This is a genomic window from Kitasatospora sp. MAP12-44 (assembly GCF_029892095.1).
GTDB lineage: Bacteria > Actinomycetota > Actinomycetes > Streptomycetales > Streptomycetaceae > Kitasatospora.
Genome location: NZ_JARZAE010000004.1, coordinates 1,808,199 through 1,832,817, shown reverse-complemented (window position 1 = coordinate 1,832,817; position 24,619 = coordinate 1,808,199). Strand labels below are relative to the sequence as shown.

General features: G+C 72.8%; 24 protein-coding genes. 19 read left to right on the top strand and 5 right to left on the bottom strand.

Features of this window, described 5'->3' with window-relative positions; translation table 11 throughout:
* Nucleotides 1–213 precede the first annotated feature (213 nt).
* From P3T34_RS08800 to P3T34_RS08775, 6 genes are all read left to right on the top strand, one after another.
* Nucleotides 214–1,215 carry a proline racemase family protein gene (locus P3T34_RS08800; RefSeq protein ID WP_280665445.1) on the top strand — a complete coding sequence of 334 codons (1,002 nt, stop codon included), beginning with the start codon at nt 214–216 and terminating at the stop codon, nt 1,213–1,215.
* Nucleotides 1,212–2,591 carry an aldehyde dehydrogenase family protein gene (locus P3T34_RS08795; protein ID WP_280665444.1) on the top strand — a complete coding sequence of 460 codons (1,380 nt, stop codon included), beginning with the start codon at nt 1,212–1,214 and terminating at the stop codon, nt 2,589–2,591. The genes P3T34_RS08800 and P3T34_RS08795 overlap by 4 nt, the downstream gene beginning before the upstream one ends.
* Nucleotides 2,588–3,604, top strand: coding sequence for a proline racemase family protein (locus tag P3T34_RS08790; protein WP_280665443.1), 1,017 nt, complete (start codon nt 2,588–2,590; stop codon nt 3,602–3,604). Before P3T34_RS08795 ends, P3T34_RS08790 begins: the two co-directional genes overlap by 4 nt.
* On the top strand, nt 3,601–4,626 hold the full coding sequence (locus P3T34_RS08785) for an ornithine cyclodeaminase family protein (RefSeq protein ID WP_348534642.1): 1,026 nt from the start codon (nt 3,601–3,603) through the stop codon (nt 4,624–4,626). The genes P3T34_RS08790 and P3T34_RS08785 overlap by 4 nt, the downstream gene beginning before the upstream one ends.
* A gap of 76 nt (nt 4,627–4,702) precedes the next feature.
* Nucleotides 4,703–5,413: a GntR family transcriptional regulator gene (locus P3T34_RS08780; protein WP_280665442.1), complete on the top strand. Its 711-nt coding sequence runs from the start codon at nt 4,703–4,705 to the stop codon at nt 5,411–5,413.
* Between the two features lie 113 nt (nt 5,414–5,526).
* Nucleotides 5,527–6,159, top strand: coding sequence for a Uma2 family endonuclease (locus P3T34_RS08775; RefSeq protein WP_280665441.1), 633 nt, complete (start codon nt 5,527–5,529; stop codon nt 6,157–6,159).
* On the opposite strand, the gene P3T34_RS08770 is transcribed toward P3T34_RS08775, so the two are convergent.
* Nucleotides 6,152–6,856, bottom strand: a complete 705-nt coding sequence (locus tag P3T34_RS08770) for an ABC transporter ATP-binding protein (protein WP_280665440.1) — start codon at nt 6,854–6,856, stop codon at nt 6,152–6,154. The two genes, P3T34_RS08775 and P3T34_RS08770, sit on opposite strands and share 8 nt — an antisense overlap.
* Nucleotides 6,857–6,882: 26 nt before the next feature.
* Nucleotides 6,883–7,953 (bottom strand): FtsX-like permease family protein, encoded by a 1,071-nt coding sequence (locus P3T34_RS08765; protein WP_280665439.1) that lies wholly within the window; start codon nt 7,951–7,953, stop codon nt 6,883–6,885.
* Nucleotides 7,954–8,131: 178 nt separating this feature from the next.
* On the opposite strand from P3T34_RS08765, the gene P3T34_RS08760 reads away from it, so the two are divergent.
* Nucleotides 8,132–9,388 carry a sensor histidine kinase gene (locus tag P3T34_RS08760; RefSeq protein ID WP_280665438.1) on the top strand — a complete coding sequence of 419 codons (1,257 nt, stop codon included), beginning with the start codon at nt 8,132–8,134 and terminating at the stop codon, nt 9,386–9,388.
* Nucleotides 9,385–10,017 carry a response regulator transcription factor gene (locus P3T34_RS08755; RefSeq protein ID WP_280665437.1) on the top strand — a complete coding sequence of 211 codons (633 nt, stop codon included), beginning with the start codon at nt 9,385–9,387 and terminating at the stop codon, nt 10,015–10,017. The genes P3T34_RS08760 and P3T34_RS08755 overlap by 4 nt, the downstream gene beginning before the upstream one ends.
* Nucleotides 10,018–10,048: 31 nt before the next feature.
* On the opposite strand, the gene P3T34_RS08750 is transcribed toward P3T34_RS08755, so the two are convergent.
* Complete coding sequence (locus P3T34_RS08750; protein WP_280665436.1) at nt 10,049–10,258, bottom strand: hypothetical protein; 210 nt, start codon at nt 10,256–10,258, stop codon at nt 10,049–10,051.
* Between P3T34_RS08750 and P3T34_RS08745 the strand changes: the two genes are divergently transcribed.
* Nucleotides 10,247–10,459 carry a helix-turn-helix transcriptional regulator gene (locus P3T34_RS08745; RefSeq protein WP_280665435.1) on the top strand — a complete coding sequence of 71 codons (213 nt, stop codon included), beginning with the start codon at nt 10,247–10,249 and terminating at the stop codon, nt 10,457–10,459. The two genes, P3T34_RS08750 and P3T34_RS08745, sit on opposite strands and share 12 nt — an antisense overlap.
* 22 nt (nt 10,460–10,481) lie before the next feature.
* Here the strand turns inward: P3T34_RS08745 and P3T34_RS08740 are convergent, their stop codons facing one another.
* Entirely contained in the window at nt 10,482–11,963 is a 1,482-nt protein-coding gene (locus tag P3T34_RS08740) for a Xaa-Pro aminopeptidase (RefSeq protein ID WP_280665434.1), read from the bottom strand.
* 286 nt (nt 11,964–12,249) lie between these two features.
* Here P3T34_RS08740 and P3T34_RS08735 point away from each other — a divergent pair, with 286 nt between their 5' ends.
* From P3T34_RS08735 to P3T34_RS08690, 10 genes are all read left to right on the top strand, one after another.
* Nucleotides 12,250–13,995 (top strand): ABC transporter substrate-binding protein, encoded by a 1,746-nt coding sequence (locus P3T34_RS08735; protein ID WP_280665433.1) that lies wholly within the window; start codon nt 12,250–12,252, stop codon nt 13,993–13,995.
* Nucleotides 13,996–14,010: 15 nt separating this feature from the next.
* Entirely contained in the window at nt 14,011–15,000 is a 990-nt protein-coding gene (locus P3T34_RS08730; protein WP_280665432.1) for an ABC transporter permease, read from the top strand.
* Nucleotides 14,997–15,986 (top strand): ABC transporter permease, encoded by a 990-nt coding sequence (locus P3T34_RS08725; protein ID WP_280665431.1) that lies wholly within the window; start codon nt 14,997–14,999, stop codon nt 15,984–15,986. Before P3T34_RS08730 ends, P3T34_RS08725 begins: the two co-directional genes overlap by 4 nt.
* Nucleotides 15,983–16,969, top strand: coding sequence for an ABC transporter ATP-binding protein (locus P3T34_RS08720; RefSeq protein ID WP_280665430.1), 987 nt, complete (start codon nt 15,983–15,985; stop codon nt 16,967–16,969). The genes P3T34_RS08725 and P3T34_RS08720 overlap by 4 nt, the downstream gene beginning before the upstream one ends.
* A 38-nt stretch (nt 16,970–17,007) precedes the next feature.
* Nucleotides 17,008–17,946 carry an oligopeptide/dipeptide ABC transporter ATP-binding protein gene (locus tag P3T34_RS08715; protein ID WP_280671905.1) on the top strand — a complete coding sequence of 313 codons (939 nt, stop codon included), beginning with the start codon at nt 17,008–17,010 and terminating at the stop codon, nt 17,944–17,946.
* 74 nt (nt 17,947–18,020) lie between these two features.
* Nucleotides 18,021–19,799, top strand: a complete 1,779-nt coding sequence (locus P3T34_RS08710; protein ID WP_280665429.1) for an alpha-galactosidase — start codon at nt 18,021–18,023, stop codon at nt 19,797–19,799.
* A 10-nt stretch (nt 19,800–19,809) separates the two neighbouring features.
* A complete protein-coding gene (locus tag P3T34_RS08705) occupies nt 19,810–20,022 on the top strand; it encodes a DUF6011 domain-containing protein (protein ID WP_280665428.1) in 213 nt (70 codons plus the stop codon).
* A 70-nt stretch (nt 20,023–20,092) separates the two neighbouring features.
* A complete protein-coding gene (locus tag P3T34_RS08700) occupies nt 20,093–20,512 on the top strand; it encodes a GntR family transcriptional regulator (RefSeq protein WP_280665427.1) in 420 nt (139 codons plus the stop codon).
* Nucleotides 20,509–21,435 (top strand): ABC transporter ATP-binding protein, encoded by a 927-nt coding sequence (locus P3T34_RS08695; protein ID WP_280665426.1) that lies wholly within the window; start codon nt 20,509–20,511, stop codon nt 21,433–21,435. Before P3T34_RS08700 ends, P3T34_RS08695 begins: the two co-directional genes overlap by 4 nt.
* A complete protein-coding gene (locus P3T34_RS08690) occupies nt 21,432–22,460 on the top strand; it encodes an ABC transporter permease subunit (protein ID WP_280665425.1) in 1,029 nt (342 codons plus the stop codon). Before P3T34_RS08695 ends, P3T34_RS08690 begins: the two co-directional genes overlap by 4 nt.
* A 7-nt stretch (nt 22,461–22,467) precedes the next feature.
* Here the strand turns inward: P3T34_RS08690 and P3T34_RS08685 are convergent, their stop codons facing one another.
* Nucleotides 22,468–24,576, bottom strand: a complete 2,109-nt coding sequence (locus P3T34_RS08685) for a prolyl oligopeptidase family serine peptidase (protein WP_280665424.1) — start codon at nt 24,574–24,576, stop codon at nt 22,468–22,470.
* Nucleotides 24,577–24,619 lie beyond the last annotated feature (43 nt).

The following is a 24,619-nucleotide window of genomic DNA, read 5'->3' as shown; positions in this document are numbered from 1 at the left end:
CCGGTGTCTCATCCTGCGCCGGGCCCGCGACGCCCGGCACGGCACCTCGCCGCGTTGGCGAAACGCCCTAATAGCTCCGCTATGAGGGCGCCCCGCCGCCTTGCGATGCACCGCACCGAACGCCGCGGTCTGATCCGACGCAGGATGAGACACCGGCTCAGCCGCAGTCGGGCCGGCCGTCGGGCCGGCCCGGCCTCTGATGAAGGGTCACCGATGCGCACCCGTCACGTCTTCCACGCTGTGGACTCGCACACCGAGGGCATGCCCACCCGGGTGATCACGGGTGGCTTCGGTGTCATCCCCGGCGCCACGATGGCCGAGCGCCGCACGCACTTCCAGCAGCACCTGGACCAGTTCCGCACGCTGCTGATGTACGAGCCGCGCGGCCACGCCTCGATGAGCGGCGCGATCCTGCAGCCGCCCACCCGCCCCGACGCCGACTACGGCGTGCTGTTCATCGAGGTCTCCGGCCTGCTGCCGATGTGCGGGCACGGCACGATCGGGGTGGCCACGGTGCTGGTCGAGACCGGCATGGTGCCGGTCGTCGAGCCGGTCACCACCGTGCGCCTGGACACCCCCGCCGGTCTGGTGGTCGCCGAGGTGCGGGTCGAGGACGGCGCGGCCACCGCGGTCACCATCCGCAACGTGGCCTCCTTCTCGGTCGCCCTGGACCGCAAGATCGACGTCCCCGGCTACGGCACCGTCCGCTACGACCTGGCGTACGGCGGCAACTTCTACGCCATCCTGCCGCTGGCCGAGTTCGGCATCCCGTTCGAGCGCGCGCGCAAGCAGGAGATCCTGCAGGCCGGCCTGGCCATGATGGACGCGATCAACGAGGCCGACCGCCCGGTCCACCCCGAGGACCCGTCCTTCCACAGCTGCCACCACGTCAACCTGCTCGCCCCCGGCTCCACCGCCGAGCACTCGCGGCACGCGATGGCCATCCACCCCGGCTGGTTCGACCGCTCGCCCTGCGGCACCGGCACCTCGGCCCGGATGGCCCAGCTGCACGCCCGCGGCGAACTGCCGCTGGGCCGCGACTTCGTCAACGAGTCGTTCATCGGCACCACCTTCACCGGTCGCCTCATCGAGGAGACCACCGTGGCGGGCCTGCCCGCCGTGGTGCCCACCGTCACCGGCCGCGCCTGGCTGACCGGCACCGCCCAGTACTTCCTCGACCCGAGCGACCCGTTTCCCGGAGGATTCCTGCTATGAGCGTCACCTCGTACAACCCCGCCGACCCCACCGACCTGGTCGTCGAGGCGGCCACCCCCGGTGCGTTCGGCACCGAGGCCGCCGTGGAGCGGGCCCGGGCCGCGCAGGGCGGGTGGCTCGCGGCCGGCGCGGCGGCGCGTTCGGCCGCGCTGGGCCGGGCCGCCGCCGCGGTCGAGGCGCACGCCGACGAGTTGGCCGCGCTCGCGGTCCGCGAGGTGGGCAAGCCGATCGCCGAGGCCCGCGGCGAGGTCGCCCGCACCGCCGCGATCCTGCGCTACTACGCCCAGGCGCCCTACGCCGCGGCGGGAGCCGTGCACGAGCCGGCGGCCGGCCCCGGCCTGCTGCTGACCCGCCGACGCCCGTACGGGGTGGCCGGGTTGATCACCCCGTGGAACTTCCCGCTGGCGATCCCGGTCTGGAAGGCCGCGCCCGCGCTGGCCACCGGCAACACCGTGGTGCTCAAGCCGGCGCCCGAGGCGACCGCCTGCGCGCTGCGGCTGGCCGAACTGCTGGGCCTGCCCGAGGGCGTGTTCACCGTGGTGCCCGGCGGGGCGGAGGAGGGCGGCGCGCTGGTGTCGGCCGCCGACGTGGTCTCCTTCACCGGCTCCACCGCCACCGGCACCGCCGTGATCGCCGCCGCCACCTCCCGGGGCATTCCGGTGCAGGCCGAACTCGGCGGGCTGAACTCCGCGTTGGTGCTCCCGGACGCCGACATCGAGCAGGCGGCCGCGCACCTGGCCGCGGCCATCGCCGGCTACGCGGGCCAGAAGTGCACCGCCACCAGCAAGGTGATCGCCGTCGGCGCGGCCTACCAGCCGCTGCGCGAGGCGCTGGCCAAGGCCCTGGCCGCGACCCCGCCCGGCGACCCCGCGAATCCTGCCACGGTCTGCGGGCCGGTGGTGTCCGAGGCCGCGCTGACCCGGCTGACCGCGGCCGTCGACTCCGCCCGGGCGGCCGGTGCCACCGTCCTTGCGGGCGGCGAACGCCCGGCGCTGGCGGGCTGGTTCATCGAGCCGACGCTGCTCACCGAGGTGCCGGAGCAACACCCGCTGCTGGCCGAGGAGTTCTTCGGCCCGGTCGCCGTGCTGCTGGCCGCCGCCGACCTGGACGAGGCGATCGCGCTGGCCAACGGCACCCGGCACACGCTGGCCACCTCGGTGCACACCCGCAGCCTGGACACCGCGCTGGCCGTCGCCGACCGCCTGGACGCCGGGATGATCCGGGTCAACGCGCCCTCCAGCGGCGTCGACTTCCACCTGCCGTTCGGCGGCGCGAAGGGGGCCTCGTACGGCGAGCGCGAGCAGGGGCAGGCCGCGCTCGACTTCTACACCGCGAGCCGCACCGTGACGCTGCTGCCGGCCGGAGACCCGCAGTGACGGTGGACGGCGCTGACCGGGCCCTGGTGGTGGAGACCGTCGACTACCACACGGCGGGCGAGCCGTTCCGGATCGTCACCGCGGGCCTGCCGCCGGTGCCCGGCGACACCGTCGCCGAGCGCCGCGCCATCGCGCTCGGCGCCGGCGGCACGGCCACCGCGCCGCGGGCGAGCCGGCTGGACACCGTCCGCCGGCTGCTCACCCGCGAGCCGCGCGGCCACGGGGGCATGTACGGCGGCTTCGTGGTGCCGCCGGACGACAGCGAGGCGCACCTGGGCGTGCTGTTCTGGCACAAGGACGGCTACTCGACGGCCTGCGGCCACGGCACCATCGCGCTGGGCGCCTGGGCCGTGGACAGCGGGCTGGTCGAGGCCCCCGACGACGGCACGGCGCGGGTTCGGATCGACGTGCCGTCCGGACGGGTCAGCGCGCAGGTGCACCGCGCCGGTGGCCGCACCACCGCGGTGACCTTCCGCAACGTCCCCACCGCGGTGGTCGCCCGCAAGCTGGCCGTCGCCACCTCGCGCGGCACGGTCGAGGTGGACCTCGCCGACTCCGGCGCCTGCTACGCCTCGCTCGCGGTGGAGTCGGTCGCGGTGGAGTCGGTCTCGCTCGCCACGCTGCCCGAGCTGACCGCGCTCGGGCGCGAGATCCGCGCGGCGCTGGTCGAGCGCTACGACCTGTACGGGGTGATCTTCCACCAGGAGCTGCCGGACACCGCCTCGGGCCTCAACCAGCGCAATGTGACCGTCTTCGCCGACGGCCAGATCGACCGCTCGCCGTGCGGCTCGGGCACCTCGGCCCGGCTCGCCCTGCTGGCCGCCGACGGGCTGCTCGCACCGGGGGAGGAGCTGCGCCACGAGTCGGTGATCGGGACCGTCTTCACAGGTCGGCTGGCCGGCCGGCACCCGCTGGGCGTGCTGACCGAGGTCACCGGGCAGGCCCACCACACCGGCACGCACCGCTTCGAGCTCGATCCGCGCGACGAGCTCGGCACGGGGTTCCTACTGTGACCCGCTCGCCCGCGCCGTGGCTCGAGGTCGACCTGACACCCGCGCAGGCCGCGGTGGCCGTCGCGGACGCGCTGCGCGCCGGTCTGGACCCGGAGGCCTGCCCGGCGCGCAGCAACGTCCCCGTGCCGGGCGGTGAGCTGCTGCTGATGCCCGCCGCCGGCTCCGGCTACGCGGGCGTGAAGATCGCCGGGGTCGCCCCCGCCAACCCCGGGCGCGGCCTGCCCCGGATCACCGGCAGCTACCTGCTGCTGGACGGCCCGACGCTGCTGCCGCTCGCGCTGCTGGACGGCGCCGCGCTGACGGCGCTGCGCACGCCCGCCGTCACGGCGGTGGCCCTGGACGCGCTGGCCGATCCGTCCGCCGCGCGCCTGGTGCTCTTCGGCGCCGGCCCGCAGGCGTACGGGCATCTGGACGCGCTGGCGGCGATCCGCCCGCTGCGCCGCGTCACGGTGGTCGCCCGGCGGGCCGGACCGGCCGGCGAGCTGGCCGCGTACGCCCGCTCCTGCGGCCTGGCGGCGGAGGTCGGCGGGCCCGACGCCGTGGCGGGGGCCGACCTGGTGGTCTGCTGCACCACCTCTGCCGAGCCGCTCTTCGACGGCCGGCTGCTCCCCGACCACGCCGCTGTGGCCGCGGTCGGCTCGCACGATCCGGCCGGCCGCGAGACGGATTCCGCCCTGGTGCGCCGGGCCGCCTGCTACGTGGAGTCGCGCGCGGTCGCCCCTGCGGGAGGCGGGCGATCTGCTGCTCGCGCTCGCCGAGGGCGCCACGGCGGGCCCCGAGCAGTGGCACAACCTCGCGGAGCTGGTCACCGGCAAGGCGCCGGTACCGAGGGATCGGCCGCGCTTTTTCAAGAGTGTCGGTATGGCCTGGCAGGACCTCGCGGTGGCGGCCGAACTGCATCGCCGCTCGATCCGGGCCTGATTTCCGATCCAGCCTGGTCGGTATTGTTGCTATCTGCTGATGTTCCGTCAGGATGTCGACGGAATTCACCAATCTCCCTGGTCCGGCGCTGGTTCAGCTGATTCAATGTTGTCGCGGTGGATGATCAAAGAAACGTGACATTGTACGCTGGTGCTCCGTACCGTTCGGAGGATCGCAGTGACCGAGTCGAAGCCCCGCACCCTTATTTCCGTTCAGGAGCGCCTGCGCGACCAGGTCGCGCACGCGCTGCGTGCCGCGCTGATCTCGGGGGAGCTGCGTCCCGGAGCCGTCTACTCCGCGCCCGCACTCGCCGCCGACTTCGGCGTCTCGGCCACCCCCGTCCGCGAGGCGATGCTCGACCTGGCCCGCGAGGGCCTGGTCGAGGCCGTCCGCAACAAGGGGTTCCGGGTCACCGAGGTGACCGAGCGCGACCTCGACGACTTCACCGAGATCCGCGCGCTGATCGAGGTCCCCACCGTCGGCCGGGTCACCCGCAGCGCGACCGCCGAGCAGCTGGAGGCGCTGCGCCCGGTCGCCCAGGAGATCGTGGCCGCCGCCGGGCAGCACGACCTGATCGGTTACCTGGAGGCCGACCGGCAGTTCCACCTGACCCTGCTCGCATTGGCCGGCAACGCCCGGCTGGTCGAGGTGGTCGGCGACCTGCGCAAGCGCTCGCGCCTCTACGGCCTGACCCGTCTGGACGAGCGCGGCGACCTGATCTCCTCCGCCGAGGAGCACCTGGAGCTGCTGGACATCATGCTCACCGGCGACGCGGAGGCGGCCGAGGCCTGCATGTCCCGCCACCTGGGCCACATCCGCTCCCTCTGGGCCGAGGGCCGCGAGCTCCCCCCGGAGGAGAAGTCGGCCCTGCGCCTGCGGGCCCGCTGAGCGGGCGCGCGGCGCGAGGGGTGCGTCCATCCGGGTGAACGGGGAGCATTTGGTCACGGGCGCCGGTAGCGTCCTTCAAGATGGTCTCGACATCGGCAGCCAGGAGGAAATCCGTGTCCGCCGCAGCACTTGAGCAGCCCTGTGAACAGCCATGTGAAGAGGTCGTCGAGCAGCCGAGTGACGAGTTGACGTTGCTCGAAGCCGCTGATCTGATCTCCGACCGGCTGGCAGGCTATCGAGTTGAGATTCTCGGGAGCCAGATCCTCGTGACGCCCCCCGCTGACGGTCCGCACGGCCGTTCTCTCACCCGTTGCATGAGGCCGTTGGTGGCGGCCGGTCTGGACGACGAGGAAACGAACGTCATCCAGGCCATCGGAGTCTGGCTCCCGGATGGGCCGTCGGACTACGCGATTCCCGATCTAGCGCTCGTCGACAGCGACTTCGAGGATCATCCCGCCGAGTTCAACTGCTACGACCCGTCGGTCTTCCGGCTCGTTCTGGAGATCACGTCCTCCAACCGCCAGACCGATGTCATGACGAAGCCGGCGGCCTACGCCACCGCCGGAATCCCCGTCTATGTCATCGTCGACCGCACCAAGCGCCGCGTGATGGTCCTCACCGAGCCCAAGGACGGCGAGTACCGGGTGCACACCGTCCACCGCCCCGGGGAGCAGTTCGAGCTGCCCGAGAGCATCGGCGCCCTCGTGACGATGGACGTCGACAGCATGCTCGGGCCCGTCAAGTAGCCTCGCTCAGGCGGCCGTCGTGCATCTCCATCACGGTGTCGACGCGGCCCAGCAGTTCGCGGTCGTGGGTGACCATCACGGTGGCTGTCCGGTGGGTGCGGGTGACCTCGGCGAGGAGGTCGACGATCTGTTTGCCGCGCTCGTGGTCCAGCGCCGAGGTCGGTTCGTCCACCAGGAGGACGGACGGGCGGCCGAAGAGCGCGCGGGCGATGTTGACCCGCTGGCGTTCGCCGCCGGAGAGCTGGTGCGGGCGGCGCTGCTGTTTGGAGCCGGTCAGGCCGACCGAGCCGAGCAACTCCTCGGCGCGCCCGCGGGCCTCGCGGACCCGTCCGCCGCGGACGTTCTCCAGGACGAGCAGCTGCTCCAGTGCCGTCAGCGAGGCCAGCAGGTTGGACTGCTGGAAGACGATGCCCAGGCGGTCCCGGCGCAGTGCGGTGCGCTCGCGGTCGCCCAGCGCCCCCGCGTCCTGACCGTCTATCAGCACCTCGCCGCTGTCCGGGCGCAGCAGCGTGGCGGCCACCGCCAGCAGGCTGGACTTGCCGGAGCCGGACGGCCCGGCCACCGCCGTGAACTCGCCCGGCGAGACCTCCAGCGAGACGTTGTCCAGGGCGGTCAGCCGGCTCTCGCCGTCGGGGTAGGTGAGGGTGACGTCGCGGAGCGCGAGTCCGGTGCGGGTCTGCAGAACGGCTGTGGTCATCGCTTGGCTGCTCATCGGTTGGCTGGTCATCGGTTTGCTCCCAGAGCGGCGATCGGGTCGACGGAGGTGATGCGGCGGACGGCGAGGGCGGCGCCGACCAGGCCGAGCAGGACCATCGCCGTCACCGGCACGGCCACGCTGGAGAAGCTCAGGTCGAACGGCACCCCGTTGGAGGCGATCAGCCCGCCCACCGCGCCCGCCGCCCCGCCCAGCGCCGCGCCGGCCAGCAGCACCGCCGCGGCCTGCGCCAGCGCGTCGCGCACCAGGTAGGCGCTGCTCGCGCCGACCGCCTTGAGCACCGCGATGTCGGGCTTGCGCTGCACCGTCCAGACCGTGAAGAAGGCGCCGACCACCAGCGCGCTGACCGCGAACAGGAAGCCCTGGATCATCTGCAGGCTGCCCTGCTCGGCGGTGTAGCCGTCGATGCCGGCCGGCGCGTCGGCCAGGGGGGCGGCGCGGGTGTTCTGCGCGGCGTCCAGCGCGGCCGGGTCGGCGGGGGCGCCGATCAGCGCGAGCGCGGTGGGCCGGCTCTGGCCGCTGACGGCCTGCCAGCCGGTCGGTGTGGTCCACACCGTCGGGGCGTGCGCGTAGGAGCGCTCGGCGGTGATGCCGGAGACGGTCAGCGTGCTCGGCCCGACCTGCACCTGGGAGCCGACGGTCAGGTGGTAGGTGGCGGCAGTGTCGGTGCCGACCGCGACCTGGCCGTCCTGCGGGGCGGCGCCCGTGCCGAGCGGCGGCAGCAGGGCGGCCGGCGCGCCGAACACGCTGACCGAGGCGGCGGCGCCGTCGGCGGTCAGCCTGGTCATCGCGATCCCCAGCGGCGCGGCCGTGCGCACGCCCGGGGCGGCGCTCCAGGCGGCCTGCTGGGCGGGGGAGACGGAGCTGTTGCTGAACGAGACGGTCGGCGAGGCCCCGGCGGGCGCGGCGAAGACGATCCGGTCGGCCGGCATCGAGGCGATGGCCGAGGAGGACGCGGAGGACAGTCCGCCGGTCAGCCCGTACAGGAAGACGACGAGGGTGGTGATCAGGGTGACCACGGCGCCCATCAGGGCGAAGCGGCCCTTGGCGAAACGGATGTCACGCAGGGCGACGAACACGGGGAGCCCTTCCGGGAGAGGCGGCGGTGTACCCCTCCACCTTGTCGAGCGGGCGGCCCGCTGCCATCGGGGAGAGGAGCTGGACCGGGACCCATCCTGTGGTGCACCCGGGAATCCATCGAACGGTTGATGCCGGGCGGTGTGGATCAACCGCAGCGGGCCCGTACCCTCGGAAGGCGTGAGCCGTACCGAGACACCCGCGAGCGACGACACCGTCGGCCATTCTGGAAACACCCCAGCCCTTCGCCTGATGAACCTCGCCCTGCACGGGCTGTTCTTCACCCTCCTGGCGGTGCTCGTGGTGCGCGGCCTGCTGGACGGTGCGCTGGGCGCCGCCGGGCTGGTCCTCGCCGCGGCCCTCGGCGCGCTCTACGCGGCGGGCGGGCTGGCCGAGCGGATCAGGACGGACCGGCTCTGGGCGGGCTGCTGGCTCGGCGCGGTGGTCGCGCTCTGGGCGGTGCTGACCCTGCTGCACCCCGAGTTCTGCTACCTGGTCTTCCCGCTCTACTTCGTCTGCCTGCACCTGATGCCGGTGCGCTGGGCGCTGCCCTCGGTGGTCGGCCTGACGGCGGTCGTGCTGGCCGCGCAGACGCAGACCACCGGCGGAATCTCCACTCCCAAGGTGATCGGTCCGCTGGCCGGCCTGGCCGTCGCGCTGCTCACCGCGTACGGCTACGCCGCGCTCTACCGGGAGAGCCGCGAGCGTCAGCGGCTGATCGACGACCTGGTGCGCACCCGCGACGCGCTGGCCGCCAGTCAGCGCGAGGCCGGCCGGCTGGCCGAGCGCCAGCGGCTGGCCCGCGAGATCCACGACACGCTGGCGCAGGGGCTGTCCAGCATCGTGCTGCTGGCCCGGTCGGCCGAGGCGGCGCTGCCCGCCGACCCGGCGACCGCCGCCGGCCGGATCCGCGAGGTCGGGCAGACCGCCTCCGAGAACCTCGCCGAGGCGCGCCGCTTCGTCCAGGCCCTGACGCCGCCCGCGCTGGACGACGTCACGCTCACCGAGGCGCTGCGCCGCCTGGCGGCCGGCCCGGGCGCCGCCTTCCACCTGGACGGCGAGCCGTACCCGCTGCCGGTGGAGGCGGAGGTCGCGCTGCTGCGGCTGACCCAGGAGGCGCTGGCCAACGCGGTTCGGCACGCGCGGGCCCGGCAGATCGCGGTGACGCTGACCTATCTGGACGACGAGGTCACCCTGGACGTGTTCGACGACGGCGTCGGCTTCGACCCGCAGACGCTGCCCAGCGAGGAGCGGCCCACCTTCGGGCTGCACGGGATGCACGAGCGGATCGCCGCGCTGGGCGGCAGCCTCACGGTGGAGTCCGCGCCGGGGGAGGGCACGGCGGTGGCGGTCTCGCTGCCGCTGCGTGCGGTGGTGACGGCGGAGAGCGTGCTGACCGAGGCGCCGGCGGCGCAGCTGAAGGCGGTGGCGCCGTGATCCGGGTCCTACTGGTGGACGACCACCCGGTGGTGCGGCGCGGCCTGCGCGCGATGGTCGACGACCGTCCGGAGCTGGAGGCGGTCGGCGAGGCGGAGGACGGCGCGGCGGCGCTGCGCGTGCTGGCGGAGCTGGAGACCCGGCCCGACGTGGTGCTGATGGACCTGCAGATGGGCACCGGCATGCACGGCGTCGAGGCGACCCGGCGGATCACCGCCCTGCCCGACCCGCCCGCCGTGCTGATCCTGACCACGTACAGCACGGACGCCGACATCCTGGCCGCGGTCGAGGCCGGCGCGACCGGTTACCTGCTGAAGGACGCGCTGCCCGAGGACGTGGTGGCGGCGGTGCAGGCCGCCGCCCGGGGCGAGACGGTGCTTGCCCCGCCCGTCGCGGCCCGGTTGCTCGGGCGGGTCCGGGCGGGGCGGCCGACGCTCTCGCCCCGGGAGGGGCAGATCCTGCAGCTGCTCGCGGAGGGGCTGGCGAACCGGCAGATCTCCAAGCGGCTCTTCATCAGCGAGGCCACCGTCAAGACCCACCTGGTGCATATCTACGACAAGCTCGGCGTGGACAGCCGCACCGCGGCCATCGCGGCCGGACTGAGCAGCGGCCTGATCCGTCCGGCGTAGACCGACCACCATGTGATGGTCGGTCCCAGCCTCAGCACACGGGGATGAGTACCGTCAGCGTGAACTGGTGCGGGTCCGGGTTGGCCGGGGCCTGCTGGGTGATCGTCACCGGGATGGCGGTGCCGGGCGTGGCGGTGGGGTCGACCTGGAGGGCGAAGCCGCGGTTGGCGAAGGACCAGGTGTTGCCGAAGACGCGCGGGCCGAGATTCGGGCCGAGACCCTCGCACGGGTGCGTGGGCACGAGCTGGCGGAGTTGCGGCGGTCGGCGGGGCTGACGCAGCGGGAGGTGGCGCGGACGCTGGGGGTGAGCCAGGCGCGGGTGTCGCAGATCGAGCACGGGCAGGTGGACAGCCTGGAGACGTTGCGCGCGTATGCCGCCGCGCTCGGGGGCGAGGTGTCCGTGGTGGTCCAGCGCGGGCCGGTCACGGTGCGGGTGGCCTGAGGGCACCTCGCCCGGGCGGGGGTCAGGGGAGGAGGGTGGCCATCCACTCCTCGATGGCGGGGGCGGTGCGGGGGAGGGCGCCGGACATCAGGTGGGCGCCGTCGGCGGTGATCACCAGGTCGTCCTCGATCCGGACGCCGAGGCCGCGCAGTTCGGCGGGCAGCGTCTCGTCGTCGGGCTGGAGGTAGAGGCCGGGTTCCACGGTCAGCACCTGGCCCTCCTCAAGCACGCTGTCCAGGTAGGTCTCGGCGCGGGCCTTGGCGCAGTCGTGGACGTCCAGGCCGAGCATGTGCCCGCTGCTGCACAGGGTGTAGCGGCGGTAGAGGCCGCTGTCCTCCTGCAGGGCCTGCTCGGCGGGGATCCGCAGCACGCCCCAGTCCGCCAGCCCCTCGGCGATCACGGTCATCGCCGCGCGGTGGAAGTCGCGGAAGCGGGCGCCGGGGCGCAGGGCGGCGATGCCGGCGTCCTGGGCGGCCAGCACCAGGTCGTAGACCTGGCGTTGGACGGAGCTGAAGGTGCCGCTGAGCGGCAGGGTGCGGGTGATGTCGGCGGTGTAGAGGGTGTCGGTCTCCACGCCGGCGTCGAGCAGCAGCAGTTGCTGCGGGTCGAGCGCGCCGTCGTTGCGGATCCAGTGCAGGACGCAGGCGTGTGCGCCGGAGGCGGCGATGGTCTCGTAGCCGGTGCCGTTGCCCTCGGCGCGGGCGCGCAGGTCGAAGACGCCCTCGATCCAGCGTTCGCCGCGCGGGTGGCGCAGCGCGGCGGGCAGCGCGCGGGCGACGTCCTCGAAGCCGGCGATGGTGTGGTCGACGGCCAGTTGCAACTGGCCGATCTCCCAGGCGTCCTTGATCAGCCGCAGTTCGGAGAGGGTGGTGGCGAGCTGGGCGTCCTGCTCGGCGACGGCGGTGCCGGCGTAGCCGGGGCGCGCGGTGCGGCTGTCCACCACCGGGTCGACGCCGGCCAGCACCCGGGTGGCCGGCTGCGGGCCGGTCAGCAGCTTCTCCAGGTCGTCCAGGTGCTCCACCTGGAGCCCGGTGAGCTGGGCGGCCTCGGCCAGGTCGGGGCGCCGGCCGACCCAGAACTCGCCGTAGCGGCGGTCGCGGTAGAACTCCCCGCCGCTGCGCGGTGAGCGCGGGCGCAGGTAGAGGACGGCCTGGTGGCCCTCGGGGCCGGTGGGCTCCAGGACGAGTACGTGCCCGACCTGGTCCTCGCCGCTGAGCCCGGTCAGCCAGGTGTAGGCGCTGTGCGGGCGGAAGCGGTAGTCGCAGTCGTGGCTGCGGACCTTGAGCTGTCCGGCCGGCACGATCAGCCGCTCCCCGGGGTGGGCGGCCGAGAGGCGGGCGCGGCGGGCCGGGGTCACCTGGTACGCCGCGACGCGGTCGGTGGCGGGCAGCGGGGTGGCCGCCCAGCGGGTGGCCATGAAGGCGTCCAGGGCGGCCGAGACGGGGAGGTCGTGGCTGCCGGTGTTCGGTGGCGTGACGGCGTGGCCGGAGGGTTGGGTGGTCACGGGGGCGGCTCCTGAGGTCTCGGGGCTTTTGTCCGCCACAGGCGGGCTGAACTGCGGCAATTCACTTGTATGAGAAGGAATATGAGTGTCCGTTAGGACACATCTGGATAACGTGCGGCCGCATCCCTTGTCAGTGCAATTTCACATTACTATGTTACGTGCCACCCCTCCGGAGTGCCAGACCCTGGCAGTCACCCGGTCGGTGGCCTCGGACCAGCCCCGGGGCGGGCCACGCGCCCCCGCACGTCACGGGCCTCAGGTCCGTCCCCCCAAAGCGGAGTTGCACATGACCAGGCGTACCTGCGCCGCCCTCGCGGCGGCGATCGCAGCGACACTGACCCTCACACTCGGGGCGTGTTCCAGCACCAGTGGCGGCAGCGGCGCCGCCGACAACGGCAAGGGCATCACCACCGAGGGCGACGGCATCGTCGGCGGTACGCCGGTCAAGGGCGGCACCCTCAACATCCTCTCCAACCAGGACTTCTCGCAGCTCGACCCGACCCGCAACTGGGTCGAGCCGGAGATGGACTTCGGCATCCGCACCCTCTACCGCACGCTGACCACCTTCAAGGCGGCCCCGGGCGCCGAGGGCCTGCAGATCGTGCCGGACCTGGCCACCGACCTCGGCGAGCCCAGTGACAACGACAAGACCTGGACCTTCCACCTCAAGGACGGCCTCAAGTACGAGGACGGCAGCACGATCGTCGCCGACGACATCAAGTACAACGTCGAGCGCTCGTTCTCGCCCGACCTGCCCGGCGGTCCCGACTACGCCAAGCAGTACCTCAACGCCCCGGCCGGGTATGCCGGTCCGCTCAAGGGGCAGCGGCTGGGCCCGGAGGCCATCGAGGTCCCGGACAGCAAGACCATCATCTTCCATCTCAAGCGCCCGGTCGCCGAGTTCGGCTACACCGTCACGCTGCCGACCTTCGCGCCGGTCCCGATCGCCAAGGAGGCCGGCGCCAACTACAGCAACCACCCGTTCTCCTCCGGCCCGTACAAGATCCAGTCGTACGACCGCGGCAAGAGCATGGTGCTGGTCCGCAACCCCTACTGGGACCCGAGCACCGACTCGGTCCGCAAGGCCTACCCGGACAAGATCGTGGTGGACCAGTCGCTCGGCAGCGCCGGCATCGCCGACCGCCTTATCGCCGACCAGGGCGACGACCGCAGCGCGATCTCGTACGTCGACCTGACCCCGGCCCGGGTGCCCGACGTGATCACCGACCCGGCCGTCAAGGCCCGCCTGGTCAGCGAGAATTCGGGCTGCACCACGATGCTGGACATGAACACCTCCAAGGCGCCGTTCAACAACCCCAAGCTGCGCCTGGCGCTGCAGTACGCGGTGGACAAGCAGGCGTTCCAGTCCGCGGTGGGTGGTCCGGCGCTGGCCGACATCGCCACCACCTACCTGCCCCCGGCGCTGACCGGCGGCACCGCGGTCGACCACTTCCAGATCCCGGCCGCCGGCGACCAGGCGAAGGCCAAGCAGCTGCTGGCGGACGCCGGTTACGCCAACGGCCTGTCCACCGACATCACCGTCTCCACCGGCGCCAAGCAGCAGGCCGAGGCGATCCAGGCGTCGCTGAAGAACGTCGGTATCAACGTCACCATCGACGCGGTGGATGCCAGTTCGGTCAACTCGGTGATCGGCGACAAGGACAAGCAGACCGGCCTGGCCATCTCCGGCTGGTGCCCGGACTACCCGTCGGCCGCCACCTTCCTGCCGATGATCTTCGACGGCCGCACCATCACCGACACCGGCAACCAGGGCGACGTCACCCGCTTCAACGACCCGGCCGTCAACGCCGAGTTGGACCGGATCGCCACCCTGAGCGACCTCAAGGCCGCCAACGCCGCCTACCTCGCGCTGGACGCCAAGATCATGGACGACTCGCCCGCCGTGCCGCTGACCTGGCAGAAGAAGCCGCTGCTGGTCGGCTCCAACATCGCCGGGGCGTTCGCCAACCCGGTCTGGTCCGGGCAGTTGGACTTCGGCGCCATCGGTCTCAAGTCCACCAACCTCAAGTAGCAGGGGAGTTGTGACATGACCGCCCCGCTCTCCACCGGCCACCCCGGGGGAGCGGGCGCGGCGGCCGGTGACCCTGACCCCGCCGCTCCCACCCCCGAGGACCAACTCACGGCCTCACCCTGGCAGTTGGCCTGGCAACGGCTGCGCCGCCAGCGCGCCGCGATGGCCGGCTTCGGCATCATCGTCTTCTTCGTGCTGGCCGCGCTGCTCGCCCCCGTGCTCACCGCGATCAGCGGCAGCGGCCCGGACACCACCGACAAGAACGCCATCGACCCCTATCTCGGCGGCCTGCCGCGCGGCAGCGCGGGCGGCATGAGTCCCAAGCACTGGCTGGGAGTCGAACCGATGCTCGGGCGCGACATCTTCGCCCGGCTGCTCTACGGCGCGCAGATCAGTCTCACCGTCGCCTTCAGCGCGGCCGTGATGATCACCGTGATCGGCGTGCTGCTGGGCATCACCTCGGGCTACTTCGGCGGCCGGATCGACACCCTGATCAGCCGCTTCATGGACGTCATGATGTCCTTCCCCAGTCTGATCTTCATGATGGCGCTGCTCTCGGTGGTCCAGAACGTCAACCGGGTGATGCTGCTGATCGTCGTGATGAGCCTGTTCACCTGGCCCTACATCGCCCGGGTGATCCGGGGTCAGACGATGTCCCTCAAGCACCGCGAGTACGTGGAGGCGGCCCGCGCCAGCGGCACCTCCAGCGCGCGGATCCTGCTCACCGAGATCCTGCCCAACCTCACCGGCACGATCATCGTCTACCTCACGCTCGCCATCCCGGGCCTGATCGGCGCCGAGGCCGGACTCACCTACCTGGGTGTCGGAGTGCGCCCGCCCACGCCGTCCTGGGGCCAGATGATCGCCGACTCCTCGCTCTACTACAAGGTCGACCCGATGTTCTTCATCCTGCCCTGCGCCTGCCTGTTCCTGATGGTGCTGGCCTTCACCCTGCTCGGCGACGCGCTGCGCGACGCGCTGGACCCGAAGGGCAGCCGCGGATGACCTCCTTCCTGATCCGCCGCCTGTTCGGGGTCGCGGTCACCCTGCTGGTGGTCTGCGCAGTGACCTTCTGCATCTTCTACCTGCTGCCCGCCGACCCGGCCACCCAGTTCTGCGGCAAGGACTGCGCGCCCGACCAAGTGGCCCTGATCCGCAAGCAGATGGGCCTGAGCGCCCCGCTGATCGTGCAGTTCGGCCACTATGTGCAGGCCATCTTCGCCGGCCGCACGATGGGCAGCGGCAACTACGCCGTGCAGTGCCACTTCCCGTGCTTCGGCTACTCCTTCCAGACCGGCCGCCCGGTCTGGGACCTGATGATGGACCGGCTGCCCACCAGCGCCTCGCTGGCGATCGGCGCGGCGGTGATCTGGCTGCTGCTGGGCCTGGGCGCCGGGGTGCTCTCGGCGCTGCGCAAGAACACCTGGATCGACCGCACCCTGATGGTGGGGACGATCGGGGTGGCCGCGCTGCCGGTCTACTTCACCGCGATGATCCTGCTCTATGTGGTGGTCTCGGTGCTCGGCCTGATGCCCTATCCGCGCTATGTCGCCTTCACCGACGACCCGGTCGGCTGGCTGCAGAACCTGCTGCTGCCCTGGATCACCCTGGCGCTGACCTTCGCCGCGATCTACGCCCGGATGACCCGCAGTTCGGTGATCGAGACGCTGGCCGAGCCGTATGTGCGCACCGCGCGGGCCAAGGGCCTGCCCGAGCGCCGGGTGGTGGGCCGGCACGGGCTGCGCCCGGCGCTGACGCCGATCGCCACCATGCTCGGGATGGACCTGGGCGGCCTGCTCGCCGGGGCGCTGATCACCGAGTCGCTGTTCGGCCTGCCGGGGGTCGGCAAGCTCTTCGCCGACTCGCTGGCCAAGTCCGACCAGCCGGTGGTGATGGGCATCACGCTGCTCGCCTCCTTCTTCATCATCATGTCCAACCTGGTCGTGGACCTCGTCTACGCCTGGATCGACCCGAGAGCGAGGGTGGCGTGACGCTGCTCGAAGTCAACGACCTCGCAGTGGAGTTCAGCACCGCCGAGGGCACCGTCCAGGCCGTGAAGGGGATCGACTTCGCGGTCGAGCGCGGTCAGACCCTGGGCATCGTCGGCGAGTCCGGCTCCGGCAAGTCCGTCACCTCGCTGGCCGTGATGGGCCTGCACCGCGGCGCGAAGGTGAGCGGCTCGGTGCGCTTCGACGGCGCCGAGCTGATCGGCGCCCCGGAGGAGACGCTGCGCAAGCTGCGCGGGCGGCGGATCGCCATGGTGTTCCAGGACGCGCTCACCGCGCTGCACCCGTACTTCACCATCGGCGACCAGATCGCCGAGGCGCACCGCGCGCACTACGGCAGCGGCCGCAAGGCGTCCTGGGCGCGCGCGGTGGAGGTGCTCGGCGATGTCGGCATCCCCGAGCCGGCCCGCCGGGCGGGGGAGTACCCGCACCAGTTCTCCGGTGGGATGCGGCAGCGGGCGATGATCGCCCTGGCGCTCTCCTGCGAGCCCGACCTGATCATCGCCGACGAGCCGACCACGGCGCTGGACGTCACCGTGCAGGCCCAGGTGCTCGACCTGCTGATGCGCCTGCAGCAGGAGCGAGGCCTCGGCATCATCGTGATCACCCACGACCTGGGCGTGATCGCCCGGGTCGCCGACGAGGTGCTGGTGATGTACGGCGGCTCGGCCGTCGAACAGGCCGGTGCCGACACGTTGTTCACCGCGCCGAGGCACCCCTACACCCGCGGCCTGCTGGAGTCGCTGCCCCGCCTGGACGCCGCCGAGGGCGAGCCGCTGCACTCCATCCCGGGCAACCCGCCCTCGCTGCTGGCCCCTCCGGCCGGCTGCGCCTTCCACCCCCGCTGCCCGGTGTACGCGGCGGCCGACGCCGAGCAGCGGGCCCTGTGTACCGCGGGACGTCCGCCGCTGCGGCTGGTGGCGACCGCTCACCGCAACGCCTGCGTCCGCCTGGAGGTGGCTTCATGACGGATCGTCAGACCCTGCTGGAGGTAAGCGACCTCGGCATGACCTTCCCCGTGGCGGGCGGCCTGCGCGGGCGGCGGGCCGGGATCAAGGCGGTGGACGGTGTCTCCTTCGGCGTCGCGCCGGGCGAGACCCTCGGACTGGTCGGCGAGTCCGGCTGCGGCAAGTCCACCACCGGGCGGATGCTGGTGCGCCTGCTGGACCCCACCGCAGGGCGGGTCGACTTCCAGGGCAAGGACATCACCCGGATCGGCCAGCGCGAGCTGCGTCCGCTGCGCAGCAGGATGCAGATCATCTTCCAGGACCCGTTCGCCTCGCTGAACCCGCGGCAGACCGTCCAGCAGATCATCTCGGCTCCGCTGCGCGCCCAGGGCACCGCCGCCGCCGAGATCCGGCGCGAGGTACGGGAGTTGGTGGAGCTGGTCGGGCTCGCCCCCGAGCATCTGGAGCGCTACCCGCACCAGTTCTCCGGCGGCCAGGCTCAGCGCATCGGCATCGCCAGGGCGCTGGCCACCCGGCCGGCCCTGGTGGTGGCGGACGAGCCGGTCTCCGCGCTCGATGTCTCCATCCAGGCGCAGATCGTCGGCCTGATGGAGCGCCTGCAGCGCGAGCTCGGCGTCGCGTATGTCTTCATCGCCCACGACCTGGCCGTGGTGAAGCACATCAGCCACCGGGTCGCGGTGATGTACCTCGGCCGGATCGTCGAGATCGGCGACAAGGAGGAGGTGTACGACCGGCCGGCGCACCCCTACACCCGTGCGCTGCTGTCGGCCGTCCCGCTGCCCGATCCGGCGGCCGAGCGGGCCAGGGAGCGGATCGTGCTGCTCGGCGACCCGCCGAGCCCGGCCAACCCGCCCAGTGGCTGCACCTTCCACCCCAGGTGCCCCAAGGCCCAGGACGTCTGCCGCAGCGAACCCCCGCTGCTGCGGATCTCCGGTGCCGGTCAGCGGCAGGTCGCCTGCCACTTCCCGGACAACTGACCACCCGTCGGGCGCGGGCGTGGGAGCGACGCGCCCGACGGGTACCCATCCGTCCCCACCCGAAAGGCCCCACCATGTCCCCTCTGAGCTGGGACGGTTGCGCTCCGGCCAGCGGCCGTACCGAGACCGTCCGCGAGCTCGCCACGGACCTCCCGGAGCTGGCGCTGCGGGTGACGGCGATCGGCGCGGCCGCGCTGGCGACGGCGGTTCGTGCCACCGGTCGGTTGCTGCTGGTGGAGGCCGCAGCCGAGCGAGCGGACGACGGCGGGCCGGTCCGGATCCGGGTGGAGTGGCGGCTGCCCTGCGTCGGCGCGACCGGCCTGTGGACCCCGGCCAGCGGCACCCGCTGGCTGCCGCCGTCCTGGAACACCCCGCGCACCGCCGCGCTCCCGCAGGGCGCCCCGGTCGGCAGCCTGGTCGCCACCGGGGATGCGGCGCTGTGCACCTTCGCCGCCGCCGAGCTGGTGCTGCCGGTCACCATCGGCGAGGGCGCGGTGGAGGAGAGCGGCGAGTTCGTCTGGTGGGTCGAGCACGAGGTCACCCCCGGCGGCGAACCGCTGCGCCTGCGCCTTGATCTGACGAATCGTCACTTCGCCGAGACGCTGGCCGACACGGTCGCCTGGTGGGCCGGGCGGGCGGCGCCGGTGACGGTTCCCGACAGCGCGTTCATGCCGGTCTTCTGCACCTGGTACGCGCTGCACCTGCGGATGACCTCAGCCGACGTCGAGCGGCTGGCCGCGCTGGCCGCGCCGCTGGGCTTCGCCGCGCTGATCGTGGACGACGGCTGGCAGACCGACGAGACCTCCCGCTCCTATGCCACCGCCGGCGACTGGCGGCCGGCACCGGTCGGCTTCGCCGACTTCGGCGAGCATGTGAAGCGCGTCCAATCCCTGGGCCTGGCCTACCTGTTGTGGTACTCGCTGCCCTTCGCGGGGGACCGCAGCGAGGTCGGCGAGCGGCTGGCCGGGCAGATCCTCAAGCGGCTGCCCGAGCTGGAGACCTCCGTGCTGGACCCGGGCAGCGCGCAGGTGCGCGAGCACCTGGTGGAGCGGCTGGCGGCGGCCGTCGAGGAGTACGGCGTGGACGGCCTCAAGGTCGACTTCATCGACACCTTCACCCGCCACGCCACCGACCCCACGGCGGTGGCCGCCGGCGTGCACCGACTGCTCGCCGAGCTCGACGCCCGCCTGCGCGCGGGCCGCCCCGACCTGCTGATCGAGCACCGGCAGGGCTACGTGGGCGCGGGGCTGTGGCCGTACGCGACGATGGTCCGGGCCACCGACTGCCCGCACAACGCGGTCGAGAACCGGGTGCGCTGCACCGACCTGCGGCTCACCGCGGGCCCGCTGGCCGTGCACGCCGACCCGCTGACCTGGCACCCGGAGGAGGCGCCCGAGCAGATCGCGGTGCTGCTGCAGTCGGTGCTCTTCGCCACCCCGCAGGTCTCCGTCGACCTCGGCAGGCAGAGCCCCGAGCAGCTGGCCGCGCTGCGCTTCTGGCTCTCCGTCGGGCGTGCCCGCACCGCGCTGCTGCAGCGCGGCAGCTTCCGCCCGCACCGCCCGGAGCTCGGCTACCCGCTGCTGGAGGCCCGCGACGGAGCCGAGTTGGCCTTCGGCCGCTACGCGCCGCTGCCGATCCAGGTCACCGGCGAGTGGGAGCTGATCCTGGTGGCCAACGCCGATCCCGACACCCTGGTGCGCCTGGTCTTCGCCGAGCGGCCCGGCGAGTTGGAGCTGCTGGTGCAGGACTGCGTCGGTGAGCCGGTGCCGATCACCAGCCGGGCGCAGGACGCGACCGAGCTCGCCGTCCACGTCCCGCAGGGAGGCCTGCTCACGCTGCGCCGCGCCCGGTAGGGTGCCGTCGGTGACCTCCTCGCCGTCGGTGACCTCCGCTGAACAACCCGCTCTGCTGCCGTCCGGCCCCGCCACGCTCCCCACGGTGGTGCGTTGCCGCCGGTGCGGGCGGGTTCTTCGCGATCCGGAGGCGCGGATGCTGCGACTGGGCAAGGAGTGCCGCGGCCCCGAGCGCGCGGTGCGGGTGGTGGCGGGCGAACAGGAGCCGCTGCCAGGCGTCTGACCAGGCCGAGTTGACCTTGTCGCGGGAATGCGCCAGGCTTCCACTACTACACTAGTGAAAGGGTGCGGACATGATCGAGTACCGCATCGACCGGCGCAGTGGCGTGGCCACCTACCTGCAGATCGTCCACCAGACGAAGCAGGCGTTGCGGCTCGGCCTGCTGCAGCCGGGGGACAAGCTGCCGACCGCGCGGGAGGTGGTCGAAGCGACCGCCATCAATCCCAACACCGTGCTCAAGGCCTACCGCGAACTCGATCGTGAGGGGCTGGTCGAGCCGCGTCCCGGCCTTGGCACCTTCGTGCGGCGATCGCTGGCGCGGGCCGAAGCCGGCGCGGACGGCCCGCTGCGCGCGGAGCTGGTCGCCTGGGTGGACCGCGCACAGCGGGCGGGGTTGGAGCACGAGGACGTCGCCGCGCTGGTGGCGTCCGTGCTGGAGCAGCGGTTTGTCACCGGCATCACCGCGAAGAGGCAGACGGAGGGGAACGTATGAACGAGGAGACGGACCGGACCGCCCTGGAGGCCATCGGCCTGGGCAAGCGCTACCGCCGGGGCTGGGCCCTGCGCGACTGCAGCTTCCGGATCCCGGCGGGGCGGGTCTGCGGCCTGGTCGGCCCCAACGGCGCCGGCAAGAGCACCCTGCTCGCGCTGGCCGCCTACCTGCTGGCCCCCACCGAGGGCACCATCACCGCCTTCGGCCGCCCGCTGGACGGCCCCGAGCAGCGCGGCCGGCTGGGCTTCGTCGCGCAGGACAAGCCGCTCTACCCGCGGCTGACCGTCGACGAGACACTGCGCCTGGGCCGCGAGCTCAACGCCGGCTGGAACCAGACCGCCGCGCAGCGGATCGTCGACCAGGGCAGCCTGCCGGGCGGTGCCCGGATCGGCACGCTCTCCGGCGGCCAGCGCACCCGGGTGGCCCTGGCGCTGGCCCTCGGCAAGCAGCCCGACCTGCTGATCCTGGACGAGCCGATGTCCGACCTGGACCCGCTGGCCCGCCACCAGCTGATGGGCACCCTGATGTCCGAGGCCGCCGCCAACGGCACCACCATCCTGATGTCCTCGCACATCCTCTCCGAGCTGGACGGGGCGATCGACTACCTGCTGCTGGTGGACGCCGGGAGGGTCCGGCTGGCCGGCGAGGTGGACGAGATCCTGGACGCCCACCGCCTGCTGGTCGGGGCGCAGTCCGAGACCGGCGGGGAGGACCCGCTGGCCGGGCACACCGTGATCGAGTCCCGGCAGACCGGCCGCCAGCGCACCGTGCTGCTGCGGCCGCAGGGTCCGGTCGCCGGGGACTGGGAGAGCACCGAGCCGACCCTGGAGGAACTGCTGCTCTGCTACCTGCGCTCGCCGCAGGCCCCCTCGCTCTTCACCGACAGCGCACTCGCGTCGCGCCCCGCGGCGGTGGCCGCGTGAGCAACCCGAGCATCGTCGACCAGCTGGTGCGCGCCGACACCGCCGCGCCGCCGCGGATCGGACGGCTGAGCGGTCTCGGCTGGCTGGTCTGGCGCCAGCACCGCGTCACGGCGGGCATCGCGCTGCTGCTGATGGTGGCGGCGGCCGGCTGGCTGCTGGCCGAGCACGCCGCCGTCGCCGACGGTGTCGCCCGGATCCGGCAGGCCGGCTGCGTCGACCCCGAGACCTGGGACCAGACCCCCGCCTGCTGGCCGCTGATCCAGGAGGCGAGCTCGTATCAGGAGCCGTTCGTCACCTACTTTCAGCTGCTGATGGCGACAGTCCCGGCGCTGCTCGGGATGTTCCTCGGCGCACCGCTGCTGGCCCAGGAGTACGAGCGCGGCACCCACCTGCTGGCCTGGTCGCAGTCGGTCTCCCGGGGCCGCTGGCTGGCCGCCCGGCTCGGCGCCGCGCTCGCCACGGTGCTGGTGGTCAGTGCCGTGCTGGCCGCACTGACCAGCTGGTTCTGGAAGACGACCGTCAACAGCGCGGCGAGCTTCCTCTCCTACGACCCGCCGTTCCAGAGCTTCACCTACCTGGTGCTGGGCATCGTGCCGATCGCGATCGCGCTGTTCGCCTTCGCGGTCGGGGTGACGGCGGGGATGCTGCTGCGCCGCACGCTGGCCGCCGTGGCCGCCACCGGCGCGGTGATGGTGGCGGCCGAGGTGGCCCTGCGGCTGCTGCGCCCGCACCTGTGGCCGCAGGTCTACGGAGTGCAGGCCTTCAACCAGAACTTCAGCTCGTTCATGCAGCCGAAGGACGCCTGGCTGGTGTCGAGCGGGTCCATCCTGACCGACGGCACCAGGGTCCCGGACGGCGGCGCCTGCGCGCACCTGGACGGGTGCCCCAAGGTCGTCCAGGTGTACGGCTACTACCACCCGGTCTCGCACTTCTGGCCGCTCCAGCTGGTCGAGAGCGGGTTGCTGCTGTGCCTGACCGGCGGGTTGCTCGCCTTCGTCTTCCTGCGCCTGCGCCGCGCCCGCTGAGTAGTTGTCAGCCCAACGCGCCTCGCAGGAAGTCGAGTTCGGCGACCATCAGGCGCTCGTCCACGCCGTTCGAGCGCAGGTGGCTGACGCCGGGCAGGGGCAGCACGCTGTGCGGGCGCCCGGCGCGGTGCAGGGCCTGCGAGAGCAGCAGGGTGTGCGAGGGGTGCACGTTGTCGTCCGCGAGGCCGTGGATCAGCAGCAGCGGGCGGCTCAGCGACGGGGCGTCGGTGAGCAGGCAGTCCGCCGCGTAGCCGTCCGGGTTGTCCTGCGGCAGGCCGAGGTAGCGCTCGGTGTACGCGGTGTCGTAGAGCCGGAAGTCGGTGGGCGGGGCGCCCGCCGAGCCGGCGTGGAAGACGTCGGGGCGGCGCAGCACCGCCATCGCCGCGAAGTAGCCGCCGTAGGACCAGCCGCGCACCCCGACCCGGCTCAGGTCGAGGTCGGGGTGGCGCTCGGCGAGCGCGTGCAGGGCGGCCACCTGGTCGTCCAGGGTGACCTGGGAGAGCCCCGCGCGGAACATCGCCTTGCTGAAGGCGGGTGAGACGAACGGCGTGCCGCGGTTGTCGGTGCTGACCACCGCGAAGCCCTGATCGGCCCACCACTGGCGCGGCTGCCAGCGGCGCGGCTCGGAGGCGACGGCCTGCCCGCCCGGTCCGCCGTAGACGTCCAGCAGGACCGGCAGCCGCTGCCCCGGGACATGGTGGCGCGGGTACACCACCGCGGTGGGCAGGGCGAGTTCGGTCACCCGGGCGAGCTGCGGGCGGACCCGGTAGGGCAGCGGCTCGGTGTGGTCGGGCAGCGTGAACTCGTGCTCTCCGCGCCGGATCCGGCGCCGAATGCCGTCCGGTCCGGCGGAGTTGAGCAGCAGGGTGTCGCCGGCCGCCAGCGCGCTGTGCACGCCGGGGCCCTCGCTGAGCCGCTCCAGTGCGCCGTCCGCCGGGTCCAGCAGGAAGACGTGCTGGTCGGCGGGGTCGTCCTCGCCGGCCTCGATCAGCAGCCGGCCGCGCAGCCGCCCGACCACGCGGCGCACCTGGAGCCGCTCTCCGGTCAGGATCCGGCCGTCCAGGGCGATCGCGCGGGCGGTGCCGCCGGGGGTGTCGGCCGAGCTCAGCAGAGCGCCGCCGGCCAGCCTGGCGGGCGTGCCCGGCAGGTCGTCGACATAGAACTCGTCCGTGGTGCGGCTGAGTTCGACGGTTTTGCCGCTCGCCGGGTCGGCACTGAGCAGCAGCACGGTCTGCTGCAGGCGGTCGGCCACGGTGAGCAGGATCTCGCCCGCGCCCGCCCAGTCGGCGGCGCAGACGTACGGGTAGCGCTCGGCGTCCCAGTCCAGCCTGGTGCGGCGCCCGTCCAGGGCCAGCACCCAGAGCTGGACGTCCGCGTTGGGGCCGCCGGCCTGCGGGTAGGCGAAGGACTCGGCGGGCAGTTCGGGCCGGGCCGGATCGGCGAACCAGCGCCGGGGCAGGGCGGATTCGTCCACCCGGGCTGCCAGCAGCGCGCTGCCGTCCGGCGACCACCAGTGGCCGCGGTGGCGGCCCAGCTCCTCGGCGGCGGCGAACTCGGCCACGCCCCACACAGCGTCGTCGGCCGGGCTGAGCGCGCCGTCCAGCCAGGCCCTGTCCAGCCCGGTCCTGTCCAGTGCGGTGATGTGCAGCGCGCCGTCGCTGACGTACGCCGTACGGCTGCCGTCCGGGCTCGGGCGCGGGTCGAACGCGGGCCCGGCGACGGTGAGTTCGACGCTCTCGCCGGTGGCGGTGGCCGTCTGGAAGAGCCGGCCGTCCAACGCGAAGACGGCGGTGGCGCAGTCGGGTGTGGCGGCGAACGAGCCGATGCCGGTGGCCCAGAGCCGGGTCCGCTCGCGCAGTCGGCGCTCCAGGACGGGCAGTTCGGAAAGCTCCCCGGTGCGGCCGGGCAGCAGTATCGTGGGATCGGCGACCACTCGTTCCTGATAGCTGGTCAAGTCGAGTAGCCAGAGCCGCTCGACGGAGTCTCGCGGGCCGCTGGAGCGCAGGAAGAGCAGTCGGCCGCCGTCCTCGGCGAGGGTGAAGGCGCGCGGTGCGCCGTAGCTGAAGCGGCCGGTGCGCGCGCTGAGGGCGAGGTAGGGATCTGAGGGTTCGGTCACGGATCCGATGCTACTATGCAGTGTGAAATGTCACACGCCATTC

Excerpts from the sequence above, each read along its gene's own strand:
- P3T34_RS08800 (WP_280665445.1), top strand. The coding sequence starts at position 214 with ATGCGCACCCGTCACGTCTTCCACGCTGTGGACTCGCACACCGAGGGC.
- P3T34_RS08795 (WP_280665444.1), top strand. The coding sequence starts at position 1,212 with ATGAGCGTCACCTCGTACAACCCCGCCGACCCCACCGACCTGGTCGTC.
- P3T34_RS08770 (WP_280665440.1), bottom strand. The coding sequence starts at position 6,856 with ATGACCACAGCCGTTCTGCAGACCCGCACCGGACTCGCGCTCCGCGAC.
- P3T34_RS08735 (WP_280665433.1), top strand. The coding sequence starts at position 12,250 with ATGACCAGGCGTACCTGCGCCGCCCTCGCGGCGGCGATCGCAGCGACA.
- P3T34_RS08730 (WP_280665432.1), top strand. The coding sequence starts at position 14,011 with ATGACCGCCCCGCTCTCCACCGGCCACCCCGGGGGAGCGGGCGCGGCG.
- P3T34_RS08725 (WP_280665431.1), top strand. The coding sequence starts at position 14,997 with ATGACCTCCTTCCTGATCCGCCGCCTGTTCGGGGTCGCGGTCACCCTG.
- P3T34_RS08715 (WP_280671905.1), top strand. The coding sequence starts at position 17,008 with ATGACCTTCCCCGTGGCGGGCGGCCTGCGCGGGCGGCGGGCCGGGATC.
- P3T34_RS08710 (WP_280665429.1), top strand. The coding sequence starts at position 18,021 with ATGTCCCCTCTGAGCTGGGACGGTTGCGCTCCGGCCAGCGGCCGTACC.
- P3T34_RS08700 (WP_280665427.1), top strand. The coding sequence starts at position 20,093 with ATGATCGAGTACCGCATCGACCGGCGCAGTGGCGTGGCCACCTACCTG.
- P3T34_RS08695 (WP_280665426.1), top strand. The coding sequence starts at position 20,509 with ATGAACGAGGAGACGGACCGGACCGCCCTGGAGGCCATCGGCCTGGGC.